Source organism: Roseivivax sp. THAF197b (genome assembly GCF_009363255.1).
Classification (GTDB): Bacteria; Pseudomonadota; Alphaproteobacteria; order Rhodobacterales; family Rhodobacteraceae; genus Roseivivax.
Genome location: NZ_CP045318.1, coordinates 3,074,281 through 3,089,964, shown reverse-complemented (window position 1 = coordinate 3,089,964; position 15,684 = coordinate 3,074,281). Strand labels below are relative to the sequence as shown.

12 protein-coding genes are annotated in these 15,684 nt (G+C 66.7%); 11 read left to right on the top strand and 1 reads right to left on the bottom strand.

Annotation, left to right across the window (positions count from 1 at the left end; genetic code table 11):
• The first annotated feature begins 27 nt into the window (after nucleotides 1-27).
• The 10 genes from FIV09_RS14950 to FIV09_RS14905 all read left to right on the top strand — a co-directional run bounded on the left by FIV09_RS14950 (nucleotide 28) and on the right by FIV09_RS14905 (nucleotide 10,312).
• Complete coding sequence (locus tag FIV09_RS14950) at nucleotides 28-1,608, top strand: alkaline phosphatase family protein (protein WP_216646435.1); 1,581 nt, start codon at nucleotides 28-30, stop codon at nucleotides 1,606-1,608.
• A gap of 13 nt (nucleotides 1,609-1,621) precedes the next feature.
• Nucleotides 1,622-2,686, top strand: a complete 1,065-nt coding sequence (locus tag FIV09_RS14945) for an alpha/beta fold hydrolase (RefSeq protein ID WP_152451091.1) — start codon at nucleotides 1,622-1,624, stop codon at nucleotides 2,684-2,686.
• Complete coding sequence (locus FIV09_RS14940; protein WP_152451089.1) at nucleotides 2,683-3,444, top strand: SDR family oxidoreductase; 762 nt, start codon at nucleotides 2,683-2,685, stop codon at nucleotides 3,442-3,444. The genes FIV09_RS14945 and FIV09_RS14940 overlap by 4 nt, the downstream gene beginning before the upstream one ends.
• A gap of 13 nt (nucleotides 3,445-3,457) precedes the next feature.
• On the top strand, nucleotides 3,458-4,207 hold the full coding sequence (locus tag FIV09_RS14935) for an SDR family oxidoreductase (RefSeq protein ID WP_216646434.1): 750 nt from the start codon (nucleotides 3,458-3,460) through the stop codon (nucleotides 4,205-4,207).
• Complete coding sequence (locus tag FIV09_RS14930; RefSeq protein ID WP_152451085.1) at nucleotides 4,204-5,790, top strand: hypothetical protein; 1,587 nt, start codon at nucleotides 4,204-4,206, stop codon at nucleotides 5,788-5,790. The genes FIV09_RS14935 and FIV09_RS14930 overlap by 4 nt, the downstream gene beginning before the upstream one ends.
• The gene (locus tag FIV09_RS14925) at nucleotides 5,783-6,688 is read left to right on the top strand and encodes a PHB depolymerase family esterase (RefSeq protein WP_152451083.1); all 906 of its coding nucleotides are present in this window, start codon (nucleotides 5,783-5,785) and stop codon (nucleotides 6,686-6,688) included. Before FIV09_RS14930 ends, FIV09_RS14925 begins: the two co-directional genes overlap by 8 nt.
• A 16-nt stretch (nucleotides 6,689-6,704) precedes the next feature.
• The gene (locus FIV09_RS14920) at nucleotides 6,705-7,601 is read left to right on the top strand and encodes a class I SAM-dependent methyltransferase (protein WP_172975747.1); all 897 of its coding nucleotides are present in this window, start codon (nucleotides 6,705-6,707) and stop codon (nucleotides 7,599-7,601) included.
• Nucleotides 7,602-7,631: 30 nt separating this feature from the next.
• Entirely contained in the window at nucleotides 7,632-7,925 is a 294-nt protein-coding gene (locus FIV09_RS14915) for an acyl carrier protein (RefSeq protein WP_152451079.1), read from the top strand.
• A 122-nt stretch (nucleotides 7,926-8,047) separates the two neighbouring features.
• Nucleotides 8,048-9,418, top strand: a complete 1,371-nt coding sequence (locus tag FIV09_RS14910) for a hypothetical protein (protein ID WP_152451077.1) — start codon at nucleotides 8,048-8,050, stop codon at nucleotides 9,416-9,418.
• A gap of 6 nt (nucleotides 9,419-9,424) precedes the next feature.
• Nucleotides 9,425-10,312 carry a sulfotransferase gene (locus tag FIV09_RS14905; RefSeq protein ID WP_152451075.1) on the top strand — a complete coding sequence of 296 codons (888 nt, stop codon included), beginning with the start codon at nucleotides 9,425-9,427 and terminating at the stop codon, nucleotides 10,310-10,312.
• A gap of 40 nt (nucleotides 10,313-10,352) precedes the next feature.
• On the opposite strand, the gene FIV09_RS14900 is transcribed toward FIV09_RS14905, so the two are convergent.
• Nucleotides 10,353-13,724: an efflux RND transporter periplasmic adaptor subunit gene (locus FIV09_RS14900; RefSeq protein WP_152451073.1), complete on the bottom strand. Its 3,372-nt coding sequence runs from the start codon at nucleotides 13,722-13,724 to the stop codon at nucleotides 10,353-10,355.
• Nucleotides 13,725-13,921: 197 nt separating this feature from the next.
• On the opposite strand from FIV09_RS14900, the gene FIV09_RS14895 reads away from it, so the two are divergent.
• Nucleotides 13,922-15,310 carry an FAD-binding oxidoreductase gene (locus FIV09_RS14895; protein ID WP_152451071.1) on the top strand — a complete coding sequence of 463 codons (1,389 nt, stop codon included), beginning with the start codon at nucleotides 13,922-13,924 and terminating at the stop codon, nucleotides 15,308-15,310.
• Nucleotides 15,311-15,684: the final 374 nt, after the last annotated feature.

Here is a 15,684-nt window from a genome sequence, read left to right as displayed (position 1 = left end):
CTTCGATGCTTTATTCCGGAGTGAGTTTTGTCCAATCGCGTTTTGATGATCGGCCTCGACGGGGCCACGTTCAGCCTTCTGTCGCCCCTGTCGCAGGAAGGCCATTTGCCCTTCCTCACGAGCCTCATCCGCAAGGGCACCGTGGCGCAGCTGATGTCCACCCGCAATCCGCTGACGCCCCCCGCCTGGACTTCGATGACCACGGGTGTCAGCCCCGAGACGCATGGTATCTACGACTTTCTGCGGCCGGCCTTCCTCGAGGATGGGGGCGTCTTCCTGAAGATCAACGACCGCCGCGACAATCACGCCGAGACGGTCTTCTCCATCGCCAATCGCGGCGGCAAGCGGACGACGGCGCTGAACTTCTTCGGTTTCTATCCTGCGCCGCCGCTCGATGGGCATGTGGCCTCGGGCTTCGTGCCCTGGAAGCACCTGCGTGGCGGCATCCACCCGCCGGAGCTTTTCGACGCGCTGCGCAAATCCGAGGATTTCGACTATCGCGACCTCGGCATGGATATCGGCGAGGAGAAGAAGGTCGTCCAGGGCCTCGATGCCGATGAGCACGAGGAATGGATCGAGCTGCAGAACGTGCGCGACAAGGCCTGGACCGACGTCATGTGCCGTCTTCTCAAGAACGATCCCACCGACCTCGCGGCGATCGTCCTAGATGGGCCGGACAAGATCCAGCACCTCTTCTGGCGCTATCTCGATCCCGATTGCGTCTCGGGAGAGCCGGGAGAGCAGACCGACAAGATCACCCGCCTCGTGACCGATTTCTACGTGCGGATGGACGAGAATATCCGCCGCATGGTCGAGGCCTCGGGCCCGGACACGAATGTCATCATCACCTCCGATCACGGCTTCGGCCCGACGGACGAGATCGTCTACATCAACCAATGGCTGGCCGATAAGGGCTACCTGCATTGGCGCGATGGCGGACATGGCGACGGGCGGGCGCAACTGGCCGCCGACAAGCTCAAGGATCATCAGGCGATGATCGACTGGAAGCGCACTGTCGCCTTCTGTCCCACGCCGTCGTCGAACGCGATCTTCATCAAGCCCGATCCGGGCGATGGCACCGGCGTCTCGGCGGAGAATTACATGGAATTCGCGCTCAAGCTGCGCGAGGAATTGCTCGACTGGAAAGACAAGGACGGCAGGAAAGTCCTCGCGGGCCTCGACATGAACAAGATGCGCGGGCGGCCCTTCGTGGAGCCGTGCCCGGACATCACGCTCAAGCTGCGCGATGGCGGCTTCGTGTCGATCATCTCGTCGGACGAGACGGTTAAGCCGCGCGATCTGGCCGACGGCACGCATCGCCCTGAGGGCATCTTCATCGCCTCCGGGCCCGCCTTCCGCGAGGATGAGCAGGTCGATCCGCTGAGCCTTCTCGATATCACCCCGCTCATGCTGACGCTGCTGGGCTTGGCCGTGCCCAAGAACCTCGAAGGCCGCGTGCCGCATGAGGCGCTGGTGCCGGGCATTCACGCCACCAAGGCAGGCCATACCCGCGCGCTCGGCGAGGCCGATCAGGACCGTGCGGAGCCCTCCGAGGAAGAGCGCGAGGCGCTGCTCCGGCAGATGAAGAAACTCGGCTATATGGACTGACGGATCCCGCCCCATGACCGCCCTCACGCTTCCCGACGTGAAGCTGAATTATCAGCTTATTGGCGCCGATCCGGGCGATGGCTCCGTGCCGGTTGTCATGATCCACGGCCTGGGCGCGAACCTGTCCTTCTGGTTCCTGGGCGCGGTGCGGTATCTCGGGCGCGACCGTCCCATGCTGCTGCCAGATCTGCGCGGCCATGGCGCGAGCTCGATGCCGGTCGAAGGCTACACGCTCGGTCATCTGGCAAATGACATGCTCTCGGTGATGGATGCTGCCGGGATCGAACGGGCGCATCTCGTGGGCCACAGCCATGGTGGCCGCGTGGCGCTGGTGATGGCGCAGCGTGCGCCTGATCGCTTCGAAAGCCTGACCATTGCCGATACGCAGCTTCGGGCCTTGCAGCCGCCGATGCGCCTTTGCGACTGGGCGCATTGGCCCGCTTGGAAGGCCGAGTTGCAGCGCGAGGGCGTGACCAGCTTCCCGCCCGAAGACTCCGAGATCGATTTCCGCCTCTTGGCCTCCCTCGGTCCGCGGGGCCGCATTCCGGCTGCGGGAGGTCCCGCTGCGGCTGGCGGCGCCGGGCTGCGCGGACGCGGTGCACGCGGCTTTGGTCGCAGGGCCGGGCTGGCCGCTGCGGCAGGCGGCGACAACCCCACCGCGACGGAGCGTCCGGGACGCGGCATCAACCTGCGGTCCCGCCAGATGGGCGCGCGCGGCGCGCAACGCTGGGAGACGCTGGTCTCCGATACCTCCGCGAAGTCCGAAATGGATGACGAAACCGCCATCGACATTCCGGCCCTCTCCGAACTGACGATGCCGGTCCTTCTGGTCTACGGCGCGCAATCGCATTGCCTGCCCACCTCCGAGATCCTGTTGCAGAAGATGCCCGGCGCGCGGCGGATCGTCGTGCCCGGCGCGGGGCATTTCTTTCCCATCGTGAAGCCGCGCCGCTTCGCGTTGGCCCTGCGCGCCTTCATCGCCGGGGTGGACACGCCGGGCCGTGCAGCCAGCCGCCGCGATCACGCGCGCCGCGAACGCCGTCCCGTGCGGCGCTTCCTGCGGGGGCGGGGACGATGAGCGGGCCGCGCGTCGCCGTCGTGACCGGTGCGACCAGCGGGATTGGCCGGGCCATGGCGCTCGAATTTGCCCGCCGGGGCTACCGTGTTCTGGGCGTGGGCCGCGCGCCGGAAAAGCTGGCGGCCCTCGGGGCGGAACTGGCCGAGGCCGGTCCCGGTCTTGCGCATGAGGCCCTGGGCCTCGACGTGGCCGACCCCGCCGCGATGGCGGATCTCGCCGCGCGCCTGCGGGAGATTGGCCGCGCGGATGTGCTCGTGGCCTCCGCAGTTCTGGGCCGGGAAGGGCAGGGCGGGCTGCCGCCGCGCACGCGCGACCTGACGCTCGCCGAATGGCAAAGGGCGATCGACGTCAACCTGCACGGGGTCTTTCTGGCCACGCAGGCAGTGCTGCCCCTGATGTTGGAAGCCGGGGATGGCGACATCATCCACATGGCCTCGTCCACCACGCCCCACGGGCTGCGCGGCACGCCACTGGCGCCCGCCTATTGCGCCACGAAATTCGCGCTGTCCGCTCTGGGCCGCAATCTCAACCGCGAACTCGGCGACGATGGCATCCGCGTGCGCACGGTCTATCCCGGCTCCATCGATACGCCGCTCATCGCCGATACCTTGCTCGACGGGCCCTTCGGCGGCACGATGGCGCCCGAAAGTTTCGCCACCGCGCTCATTGGCCTGACAGAGCTGTGCCGCGGCATGGACGTCACCGATCCGCATCTCTTGCCGATGCCCAAACGCAAAGATCAGGCCTCCGGGACCTGAGAGGAGTATGAACATGGGCGACAGCCTTTCGGGAAAATCCGCCATCGTCACCGGCGCTGCAGGCGGGATCGGCGCGGCTTGCGCGCGGCACCTGGCGGCCGAGGGCGCGCAGGTTCTGCTCGTGGACCGCAATGCCGAAGGGCTTGATGCGGTTGCAGCCGAGATCGGCGCTTTGGCCCGTGCCTTCCCGGCCGATATCACCAGCGAGGCGGACATGGCCGCAATGGCCGAAGCCGCGCTCGAGGCGACGGGCCGGATCGACATCCTCGTGGCCGCGGCTGGCATCCTGCGCGTGGGCGGTACGCTCAAGCCCGTGGCCCAGACCACGTTCGAGGAATGGAAGACGGTGATCGACGTGAACCTCACCGGCACCTTCCTGTCGAACCGCGCGGTTCTGGCCGCGATGCTGGCGCAGAAAGAGGGCGATATCGTCAATATCTCCTCGGTGTCGGGCAAGCAGGGCCGCGCCTTCGACGGACCCTATGCCAGTTCCAAGTTTGGCATCGTGGGTCTGTCAGAAAGCCTCGCCGAAGAGGTCCAGCGCGAAGGTGTGCGGGTCCAGACGGTTCTGCCCGATGCCGTCGATACCGAGCTCTGGGCGCAATCGGGCACCGCAGCCCTGAAGCCGCGCGCGATGCTCAGCCCCGAACGCGTGGCCGAGTTCGTGCATTACCTCGTGACGCTGCCGCGCGATGCGTTCCTGTTCAATTCGGTCGTGGCGCCCGTGCCGATGCGCAAACGGCGCGGCAAGGCCAAGGGATGAGCGCTGCCGCCTCGCCTGTCGACCAGCCCGTCGACCGGCCTGCGGGCATGCCCACGCGGGGCCTGTCGGCACGCGATTTCCGCCGGGTGGGCGAGGCCGGGCTCGGCGACGGGCACAACAATTACGCGCATTCCATGGCCTGGTTCAAAGGCCGCCTCTATCTCGGCACGACCCGCTCCAACATGTGCATGCTGCGGTTCCAGTCCGCCTTTGCGAAGCTGCCGCTTCAGGTCTGGCCGGTGGATTGCCCGGAGACGATGGACGGGCTCTACAAGCTGGATCGCCGCTCGCAGATCTGGGCCTTCGATCCGGCAAGCGGCCAATGGGAGATGGCGTTCCGCGCCCCCATGGTCGACGGTATCGACGGCAGGCCCGTCCCGCGCGAGATCGGCTACCGCTCGATGAGTGTCTATCAGGGGGCGGGCGATCCGGAACCCGCGCTTTACGTTTCGGCCTGGGCGCCGGGACGGGCGCCGGGCGGTCTGCTGCTGCGGTCCTATGACGGGCAGAATTTCGATCCGGTCACCCCCTACGGCATCATCGATCCGCCGTTTTCCGTGACGCGTAGCCTGACGCCCTTTCTCGGGCGGATGCATTTCGCGCCCACCGCGCAGCGCGGCACGTCGGGCGCGCAGCAGAATGCCACCGACAAGCCGCTGATCTACGGCTCGGACAATCCCGAGGCCGGGGATTGGCAGATGGTCAACCCTCCCGGCTTCGACGATCCCGGCAACAAGGGCATCTTCAGCCTCGCCGTTGCGAATGACCAGCTTTACGCGGGCACGCTCAACCTCGACGGATTGCAGGTCTGGGCGACGGATGGCACGCCCGCGGACGGCGCCGAGGGCCCATATCCCTATCGCTGGCGCAAGGTGGTTGATCGCGGCGCCGGGCGCGGGCCGCTCAATCAGGCGGTCGCGTGCATGACGGCGTTCAACGGCGCGCTCTATGTCGGCACGGGCATCCAAGGCGGCGGGTTGGACCGGGTCAACAATGTCGGCCCGGCCGCGGCGGAAATCCTCAGGATCAATCCCGATGACAGCTATGACGTCATCGTCGGCGACCGCGACGACGAGGGCCGCGCGCCTCTTTCGGGGCTGAAGGCGGGCTTCGGCAATTTCTTCAACGGTTACATGTGGTCCATGGGTGTGCATGATGGCTGGCTCTATTGCGGCACCTATGACTGGAGCGTGACCCTGCGCTGGGCGATCTACGACAAGGCCCCGCGCATGGTGCGCGACTTGCTCGACCTCGTCGGCACCCAGAGCATCGTGGACAACGAAGGCGGCGCCGATTTGTGGCGCACCGCGGATGGCGAGAACTGGATGCCGGTCACCCGGCAGGGCTTCGACAACGCCTATAATTGGGGCGTTCGGAACCTCGTCACGACGCCCGCCGGTCTGTTTGTCGGCACCGCGAACGTGTTCGGCCCGCGCGTCGCGGTTCCGGGGGAGGCGCCCGCAGGGGCGGAGGATGCAGACAGCGCCCCCGCACCGGGATGGCACTACGCCGACAATCCGCGCGGCGGCCTCGAAGTCTGGCTTGGCCGGGGGGCGCCGTCAGATGTTGGCCCGCATGGCTGAGATGCGCGGCGGCGAGAATGCGCGCGGCGCCAAGGGCAAGGGGCTTCCGCGTCCGAGGACCGTTCGCATCAAGACGCGCCATGGCAAGCGGCTCGTCTGCCTGCCGCCGCAATTGCGGGCGGGACCACCGGCCCGGTCGCTGATCCTTGCGCTTCATGGTGGCCACGGCACGGCCTATGCCTTTGCCGAACGCTCCGGGCTTTGCGAGGCGTTCCACGCCTTCGGCCACGACATCACCTTCCCGCAGGCGCTGACGCATTGGGCCGATGGCAGGCCCCCGCTCGAGGCGGGCTGGCCCGCGGATCGTGACTTCATCGAGACCCTGCACGCGAAAAGCCGCGATGCGCTCGACGCAGACGCGGTACCGCTCGCGCTGATCGGCTCGTCGAACGGCGGCATGCTGACCCAGCGCTATGCCATCGAGGCCCGGATCAAGCCCGCGATCAGCGTGGCTGTCGTCTCGGCCCTGCCGGAGGCGCTCGCCCAGGCCGCCGGAGGCGCGCCCGATCCCACGCCGATGATGCTGATCCAGGGGGCCGCCGATCCGGTCATCCCGTGGAGCGGCGGCGAGGTGCTGGATATCGGCGGCAAGACCGTGAAGGGCCGTCTTCTGTCCATCGACGACACCGTGGCCTTCTGGAAGACCCGCAACCGGATTTCCGCCCCCCCGCGCGACGCGCGGCTGCGCATCGACGGGCAGCCCGCGGAATTCCGGTACTGGCCCGGCGGTGAGGACGGTGCCGATCTGTGGTTTGTGGTCGTCGAAGGCCGGGGGCACCGGTTGCTCGATGGCGAGCCAAGATCCCCCCGCCCCGGATCGCTCGAGGATTTCATCGCACGTACCGTCATGTGGTACGTCGACCGGGAAACATTAACGCCCCATGCGGGCACGTTTTGAAGTATTGGAGTTTGTCATGATCGCCGGGGATACGTCTTACGAAACCTATGCCGAGGATGAGAATTACATCGCGGTCAATCGCGAGATGGTCGGCAGCCTCGATCTGTCCGGGATCACCCGTGTGGCCGATCTGGCCTGCGGCACCGGCCTTCTGTCGCGGCTCCTGATCGGGCGGAAGCCGGAACTGGCGATCTGCGGCATCGACCTCGACCCGGTTCAGGTCGGGCTGGCGACGAAGGGGCTCTCGGCCGATGGCGTCACGCTCCATCCCTCGCTCGAGGCGTTGCGCGCGGCAGCCGAGGCCGGGCAGGGCGGCGCCTATCTGAGCGAAGCCTCCGCGATGGAGCTGCCCTTCGCCGATGACGAGATCGACCTCGTGATCATCGGCAACGCGATCCACATGATGCCCGATCGCGATGCATTTCTGGCCGAAGTTGCACGCGTCCTGCGCCCCGGCGGGACATTCGTGTTCAACTCCGTCTTCTACACCGGTACCTTCGTGGAGGGGACCGAGGCGGTCTTCACCGAAATGATGAAGGAAGCGGTCATCGCCATGAACGAGATCAACGCCGCGCGGCGTGCGGCCGGTGAAAAGCCCGTGCCGCGCAAGCGCGGGACAGTGGCGCGCGCCTTCCGCCAGACCGACTGGCTGAGCGAGGAGGGGTGGTGCGACGCCACCCGTGCTGCGGGCTTCGAGATCGAGAGCTCGGGCCAGAGTGCCATGCCCATCACCAAGGACGGGCTCGCCGCCATCGGCGGCTATGGCGGCCTTGCCGAGGTGCTGATGAGCGGCTATCCGACCGACATCGCCAGCCAGTGCATGCAGGACGGTGTGCACAGGGCATTTCAGAACCTCGCGATCGACGAAGTGCCGAGGAACTGGTTGCAGGTGGTCGCGACCCGTATTGAGTAGTTGAGAGTTTGGGAACGTAGGGAATTCAAAATGACTGACACAGCCAGCGCAGACCTTCAGAGCACTGTCGTCACGGTTCTGAAAGAAACCATCGAGGATTGGGATCTCGAACTCGAGGAGGAGATCGGACCGAAAACGACCCTGATCGACGATTTGCAGTTCGAGTCGATCGACGTCGTGCAGTTCTGCGTCGCCATCGAACAGAAGCTCGGCACCAAGGGTCTGCCCTTCGAAAAGCTGTTCATCCAGGAAGGCTCTTATGTCGATGATGTGACCGTCGCCGATGTGGTGGCGTTCCTTCAGGCTGAATTCCACACCGCCTGATCCGCGAAAACACCCGCCGCTCGCGACGCGCATGAGACTGCCCCTGGCCCGTTCGGGCCATGCCGGTGGTCGGCGCCGCCGCGAGCGCGCAGATGCTGCAACAGCCCCGTCAGGACCCTGCGATGACCGATGATCTTGCGACGATTTCCTCGGCGGCGGATTTCCGGAAGCTGGGGCCTGCACCCTTCAACCAGACGATCCGCATCAGCCAGGCTGCGACCTGGTGGCAGGGCCATCTCTATGTCGGAGGCGGGCGCGGCCCGGTCAATCAGCGCGGCGCGGCCAGCGACGGCCCGGCGGATCTCGGTGCGGAGATCATGCGCCTTGATCCGGCCACGGGCGCTTGGCAGGCGGCCTATCACAGCCCGGTCGGACCCGATGGGGTGGCGCGCGACCGCTCCGTGCGGGGCTTTGCGCCGTTTCAGGGCACCAGCGACACGGCGCCCGCGCTTTATGCGGCGGTCGGTTCGATGTCGGGACAGGTCCAGATCCTGCGATCCGAGGATGGCAGTGCGTTTGCGGATTGCGGCCCGCCTGCCTTGGGGCTGGGAGATGCCGATATCGCGGCTGTGCGCTGTCTCTTCGCGCATGAGGGCTGGCTCTACACGACGCCCATCGGCCTCAACAAGGCGCGCGGCTGGGCGGATGACAACATCACCGATCTGGCCGTGGTCCTGCGCACCCGCGATCCCGCGGGCGGAGACTGGCAGATCATCTCGCCGCCGAGTTTCGATGATCCGGCCAACGACTCGATCAATGAGCTCTGCCTCTTCGGCGGACGCCTCTACGCCGCGACCTATAACCGGACCTCGGGCTTTCAGCTCTGGCGCTCCGGCGATCTGTCGGACGAGGCCCCGGCCTGGGTGAAGATCCTCGACAAGGGCGCGTGGCGCGGCATGACCAATCCGATGCCCACCGCGATGAAGGTCTTCGACAACGCGCTTTATATCGGGACGGGCGTGCAGCGGCAGCCGGGCCAGGGGCTCGATGCGCATGGTCCCTTCGCGCCCGAACTTCTGCGCGTGCATCCCGATGACAGCTGGGATCTGATCGCGGGGCAACCCCGTCTGACGGCGCAGGGGCTGAAAACGCCGCTGACCGGGATGGGGCCGGGCTTCGACGATCCCTTCGTGCAGGCATTCTGGCGTCTGGAAGTCCACGACGGCGCGCTCTTCGTGGGAGGCTCCGACTGGCGCTTCTGGCCGACCTATCTGGGCCGCCCGGTGCGCCCGCGCACCGATGTCTCGCCCGTGCATCTCGAATGGCTGCGGGAGATGACGGCGGAATGGCAGGGTCATTACGGGATGTGGAAAACCACCGACGGGATGCATTTTGCCACAATCACCACCGAAGGCCTTGGTCGGAGCGAGACGCAATTCGGCATCCGCGGGCTGATTTCGACGCCGCATGGCCTCGTGGCGCTGCCTGCTGCGAAACGCGGCGGCAGCGGCGGCGGGGTGGAGCTTTGGCTCGGCGGCGGCAAGAAGGATTGAGGCTTGATGACAACGACACCTTCCCCGGTTTTCATCCTCGCTCCGCCGCGTTCCTTCACCTCCGTGATGTGTGGCGTGATCGGCAGCCATCCCGAGCTCATGGCGCTGCCCGAGGTCAATCTGTTTGCCGCCGACACGTTGGAGGCGCTGGCCGCGCTTCATGCCCGCAGGCAGCGGTTTCGGCACGGTCTGCTGCGCGCGGTGGCCGAGATCGGAATCGGCGGACAGACCGAAGAGGATATCGCGGCCGCCGATGAATGGCTGAACGCGAACGCGGGCGCGACTACCGGCGAGATCTATGCCGATCTCGCGGCCTTCGCCGCCCCGCGCCGCCTTGTCGACAAGAGCCCGGTCTACGTTCTGGAGGATGGCGCGCTCGACCGGATCATCGCGGCCTTCCCGGATTCCCGCTTCATCCACATGACGCGCCACCCCTGGGGGACCTGCCAATCCATGGTCTCGTTGCGCCGCTATATCGCGGAGCAGGGCGGCTTCATGCCCCGCAGCGATGTCGATCCGGACACGTTCTGGTTGGCGCCGCATCTGCGCGTGAAGGAATTCCTCGAAAGCGTCCCGGCAGAGCAATGGCTGCGGATGCGCGGCGAGGATGTTCTGGCAGATCCGGATCTCTACCTGCCGCAGATCGCGGAATGGCTGGGACTCGACACCAGCGCCAAGGCGATCGCGGCCATGAAACAGCCCGAACGCTCGCCCTTTGCGGGGGAAGGCCCGGCCAATGCGAAATTCGGCAATGATCCGGGCTACATGAACAGCCCGGAGCTGCGGCCCTATAGGCCGAAGATCCTGCGCCTCGACGATCCCGCGCCCGAAGGCGTGGCCGGCAACGTCACCGAGGATCTGCGCTTTTACGCCAACCTATTCGGATACGAATAGGCGCAGGCGTCACGCGTTCCCGGATCACCTCAACCCTTGATCAGGGGATCCAGGACCAGAATTCGATCTGGAAGAAACGGCGGATCGACCGCAGATAGGCCTGCCAGACGGGCATCTCCTGCGCCTCGATCTTGGCGTATCCGGTGGTGCCGGAGCGCAGGAAGTCATCGGGGTTCTCGAATGTGGCCTCGACGCGCACGGTCCGGCCGAAGCCGGTATCTTCGGCGGCGGGAGCGATATTCGACACCCGTCCCTCGATGGTCTCGTCGGGATAGCCGCGCACCTTCATCCGCACGATCCGGCCCGGCTCGGTCAGGTTGATGTCGGCCTCTGGCACGGAGATGGCGGCGCTGACCTGATCGGTGCGCTCGATCTCCATGAGGGTTTCGCCCACCTGCAGGAAACTGCCCAGACGCAGCGCGAGATCGGAGGTCACGACGCGGCCATCCATGGGCGCTTCGATCCGGGTCCGTTCGATCTCCGCCTCGCGGTATTCCAGCTCGAGCGTCATGCGCTCCACGTTTGCGCGCGCGATATCGAGCTCTTCCTCCGTGGCGCTGCTTTCCACCAGCGCGAGGTTGGCCCGCGCCGTGGCGACCTGGCTCAGATTGGCATCGTAATTGCTTTCGGCCTTTTCCAGCTCCACGGCGCTGATCGTGCCGCGGGCGACCAATTCCCGGCTGCGCTCCAGCTCCAATTCGGAAAAGCGCAAGGCGGCTTCCGCGCTTTCGAGCCGCGTGCGGGCGACGTCGATCTCTTCGGTCTTGGCCCCGGCCTCGAGCTGCGCAAGCGCGGCCTCGGCGGCGCGCAATTGCGACCGCGTGAGGTTGCGGGCGTTGACCTGCTCCCAGTTCGACAGGCGGGCCAGCACATCACCGCGGGACACGAGACTGCCTTCGCTCACGAACATCTCGATGACTTCGCCCTCGGTCCGCGCGACGGCCTGGGCCCGCGCGGCCGGCAGGATTTCCACCGGGCCGCCCGCCTCATAGTTGTAGGGCAGGAAGGCCACTGCGATGAGGCCCGTCACGATCAGCGCCCAGACCACCTTGGCCGCGCCGCTTGCTGCCGCTCCTCCGGCGGGTTCTGCGACCTGCTCAAGCGGATGAGCCTGCACCTCCGCGGTCTCCGCCATGGCCGGGATCGCAGCACCACCGCCCCCTTGCAGCGCGCGGAAGCGGCGTCCGATCATCGTCTTGAGGCCAATGAGCCAGAACAGGAACGCGCCCACGAGCGCGAGGAAAATGATCACCCCGGTGCCGCCGAGATCCTGCTCAAGCGCCAGAAGCGTGTAGCCCGCAAGCGTCAGAAGCCCCGTGGCGGAAGCGATCAGAACCGCGAGGCCAAACCACAGATAGGGGGCGGTGCTCATACCTGCGAGCTGCGGCGGCAGGGGCGCGCCGAGGAAGGTATGCCGCAGAACCAGAAGCGTGCGGGGCACGAGTTGCGGCTCGTTGATGTAGACGCCGACCCAACGCTGGCCTTCAGCCGGGAAAAGCGGGAAGGCGCTGAGGACGAACATGATGAGGCCCATATTCGCAGCGATTAGGCTGATATCGGCAAAGTTCGTGCCGGTCTCGCGCGAGACGGCCCAGAAGAACGTGCCGATGCCGAACACCCCGAGCCGCGCCAGAAGCGGCGCGCCGTAGCTCCAAAGCTGGCCCTGCCGGTCAAGCGCCCGGATCCCGGTCAGGTCGATGTAGAACCGGGGTAGAACGCCGAACATCGCCTTCAGGCCAAGCTGCCGGACCCGTCCGCCATGGGCCACGATGGCCACGCCCTGGGCCAGACGCGAGACGAGGTTCACCGTGCCCGCGGCAATCACCACGAGCCAGATGCGCGAGACCTGCGAAAGCGTGCCGCGCAGATCGTCGGCCAGCGCCGTCCAGTTCTGAAAGCAGATCATACCCGCGACAAGGGTCAGCGGCACGATGGCCCAGATGAAGTACTTGAGCGGAAAGCCCGCGATATAAAGCAGCTTGAGCAGGCCGGACGGGTTGAAGAGCGGCATCCTTGCCGGGCCGTCCTCCTGATCGCCCGGTGCGGGGGCCGCGTCCATGCGCATACCGCCACCGCCCATACCGCCACCCATGCCGCCACCACGGCCGCCGCCCATGGCACCGGCAAGACCGCCGCCCATGCCGCCGCCGCCGAGGCCTCCACCTATGCCGCCCGCCATGCCGCCGCCGCCCTCCTTGCGGGCGGCCAGAAGCGCGCGCAACCGTTCGCCCTGTGCCCCGGCACCACCGCCCCGACGGCCACCGCCGCCGAACCCGCCGAAGCCGTCCTCGTCGAGGTCCAGAAAATCCCCGAAACCGTCACCGTCGGGTTTCGGCGGCGCGGCGGTCAGATTGGCGGTCACAACGTCGAAGGCATTCGATGCGGGCTCTGGCGTGACCGGATCCGCGACCGGATCATGCGTTGGCGGTGTGTCGGCCTCCGATGCCGTCTTGCGCGCCGTCGCCTTGCGGGCGCTCGCGTCGTCCCGGGCCTTTTGGCGCAGGCTTGGAGACGGGGCTTTTTCGCGGCGCGCGGCGGGTTCAGCCTCGGGTGCGGCATCGGTCTTGGTGTCCCGCGCGACGGTCTCGGCCTTTGCAGGTTTTGCCCCTAGCGCAGCCTTCGCACTTTGTGACCCGGCCTTGTCATCATCGCGCTTGGACCGTGCTGTTTCGGCGGCGCGTCTTTCCGCCAAGGAAGCGATAGAGGCGCTTTTGGCCGAGGGCCGCGTCGCCCTCCCGGCTTTCGGTGCCGCCTTGGGCTCGGGCTGTTGCGCGCGGCTCTCCTTTTGGGCCCGCGCAGAAGCTGCCTTGGGCGTTGGGGTCTCCGCGGGAGCATCCGCCTTCTTTGCGACGTCCTTCTGCGCCTCGACCGGTTCCACCGCATCGTCGCGACGCGTGGCCTTGCCGCTGGCAGGAGCGCGCTCGTCGCCCCGTTTGGGCGTCGTGGCTGCGGCTTTCGGCTCCGTCCGGTCGTGTGCGGGCCGGTCGCGAGCAGGCGCGCGCTCCGTCGCGATGCGGCGCCTGCGCTCCAGCAGGGCACCGGCGCGCGGGCCGTGCCCGAAACCGGGCGTCGGGTCCATCGCCTGCGGGTCGGACTTGTCCAGTCGCGCAAGCAGCCCCCGCACGTTCAGCTGCCGAAAGAAGGTCAGGACCTGCTCGGGCGTCAACGCGGTCTGCCCGGCATGGAGCGCGCGAAGACTGGTGCGCCCGTCGGCGCGTTGCGCGAGGTCGTATTCGGCCTGACCGATATCGAGGCTCTTGCCGCTTTCGGGATCGCTGATCCTGTAGGTCTTGCCCGAGGGACGCGCGGATTTCGCGGGCTGCTCGGTCACCTGAACGTCGGCGCGCAGCAGCGGTCGGCTGTAGGCGGCGCCAGTCCTGACCTTGTCAAAGGGATCACCCGCTTTCGACATTTCTGCCCTTTCCGCGTCGCAGGACCGAAGCGGCCCTGCCTTTCAGGCCTGCGCATCCATGGCCGCCCGTTGGCAAAACATTAGACCCTGCGCCCCAAGCGCTCAAGACACGCCGCCGCGGCCTGCGTGCTATGGTGCGTGGTGTTGCATAGCCTCATAGCTGTCGGCACATTGCGAAGGCAGGAGGAGGAGCCAGTATGGATGGACAGGGTTCGCCGCATCACGAGGTGATCGAGGCGTTGCGCGCCGAATTGGGCGACAGGCTTTCAACCGGCACGTCGATCCGCGACCTGCATGGTCGGGACGAGGCGTATTCCGCACCGCACAGCCCCGATGCCGTGGCCTTCCCCGAGACGACCGAGGAAGTCAGCCGCATCATGACGCTCTGCCATGCGCATCGCTGCCCGGTCGTGCCCTTCGGGATCGGCTCCTCGCTGGAGGGGCATGTCATCCCGCTGCACGGGGGCATCTCGATCGATACGAGCCGCATGAACCGCGTGCTCGAGGTGCACGAGGCCGATCTCGACGCGGTCGTGCAGCCGGGCGTCACCCGCAAACAGCTGAACGAGGATCTGCGCGCGACGGGGCTGATGTTCACCGTCGATCCGGGCGCAAATGCCACGCTGGGCGGCATGGCTGCGACACGGGCCTCGGGCACCAATGCGGTGCGTTACGGCACCATGCGCGAGAATGTCCTCGCGCTTGAGGTGGTGCTCGCCGATGGCCGGGTGATCGAGACCGGAACGCGGGCGCGGAAATCCGCGGCGGGCTACGATCTGACGCATCTGTTCGTGGGCTCCGAAGGCACGCTCGGCATCATCACGAAGCTCACCGTGCGGCTTTTCGGTCAGCCCGAACAGATCTCGGCGGCGACCTGCGCCTTTCCCGATGTGGCCTCTGCGGTCGACACGGTGATCCTCGCCATTCAATCGGGCCTGCCCATGGCCAGGGTGGAGCTTCTGGACGAGGTGCAGATGCGCGGCATGGCGCGCTACAATCCCGATCTCGACATGCCGGAGACACCGCATCTTTTCCTTGAGTTCCACGGCTCAGAGGCGGGCGTGGCCGAGCAGGTCGAGACATTCCGCGATCTGGCCACGGAACATGGCGGCTCCGAATTCAAATGGGCCACGCGGACCGAGGATCGTACCCGGCTCTGGGAGGCGCGGCACAACGCCTATTACGCCGCACAGGCCTTGCGACAAGGGGCCAAGGGCGTGGTGACCGATAGCTGCGTGCCGATCTCGGCGCTTGCCGAGGCTATCGCGCGCACCAAGTCCGCCATCGCCGAGGCGGGGCTGATCGCGCCCTTGGTGGGGCATGTGGGGGACGGGAATTTCCACCTGTCGATCCTGGTCGATCCCGACGTGGCCGAGGAGGTCGCCGCGGCCAAGGCCCTGGCCTCCCGCGTGAGCCGCATCGCGCTGGAACTGGGCGGGACCGTGACCGGCGAGCACGGGATCGGCATCGGCAAGATGGGCTACATGCGCGAAGAACATGGCGACGCGCTTGACGTGATGGCCGATATCAAGCGTGCGCTCGATCCCTTGAACCTGATGAACCCGGGCAAGATCGTCGAGGTGTGAAAGGCCCTAGCGGCGCCGTGTCTGCTGTCAAAAAGGCCAAAGGCGGCAATTGATCTTAGACACGTTCGAAGTCGGTGAGATCGCCCTCAAAAGCGCAGAGCCGAGCCTTGGGCCGATCCATGCACTCAGAGCGCGGAATCAAGGCTGCGTGCAGCCGCCGCGCTCCAGCGCCTGCCCGGCCCGGACGGGCTGGCGCTTGGGTGACGCAAGCACCGCCGCTCGTTCTGCGGAGGGACTTGGCGGGCATAAAGCACTCCCGTCCGACCGTTGTAGCGCCACCCCACCGGGCAGGCGCTTCGGCGTTGCACCTTTCGCGCACGTCTCTTCACCCTCGTCTCGGAAAAGCGCACCCAGAGCGCGAGATCAAAGATGCC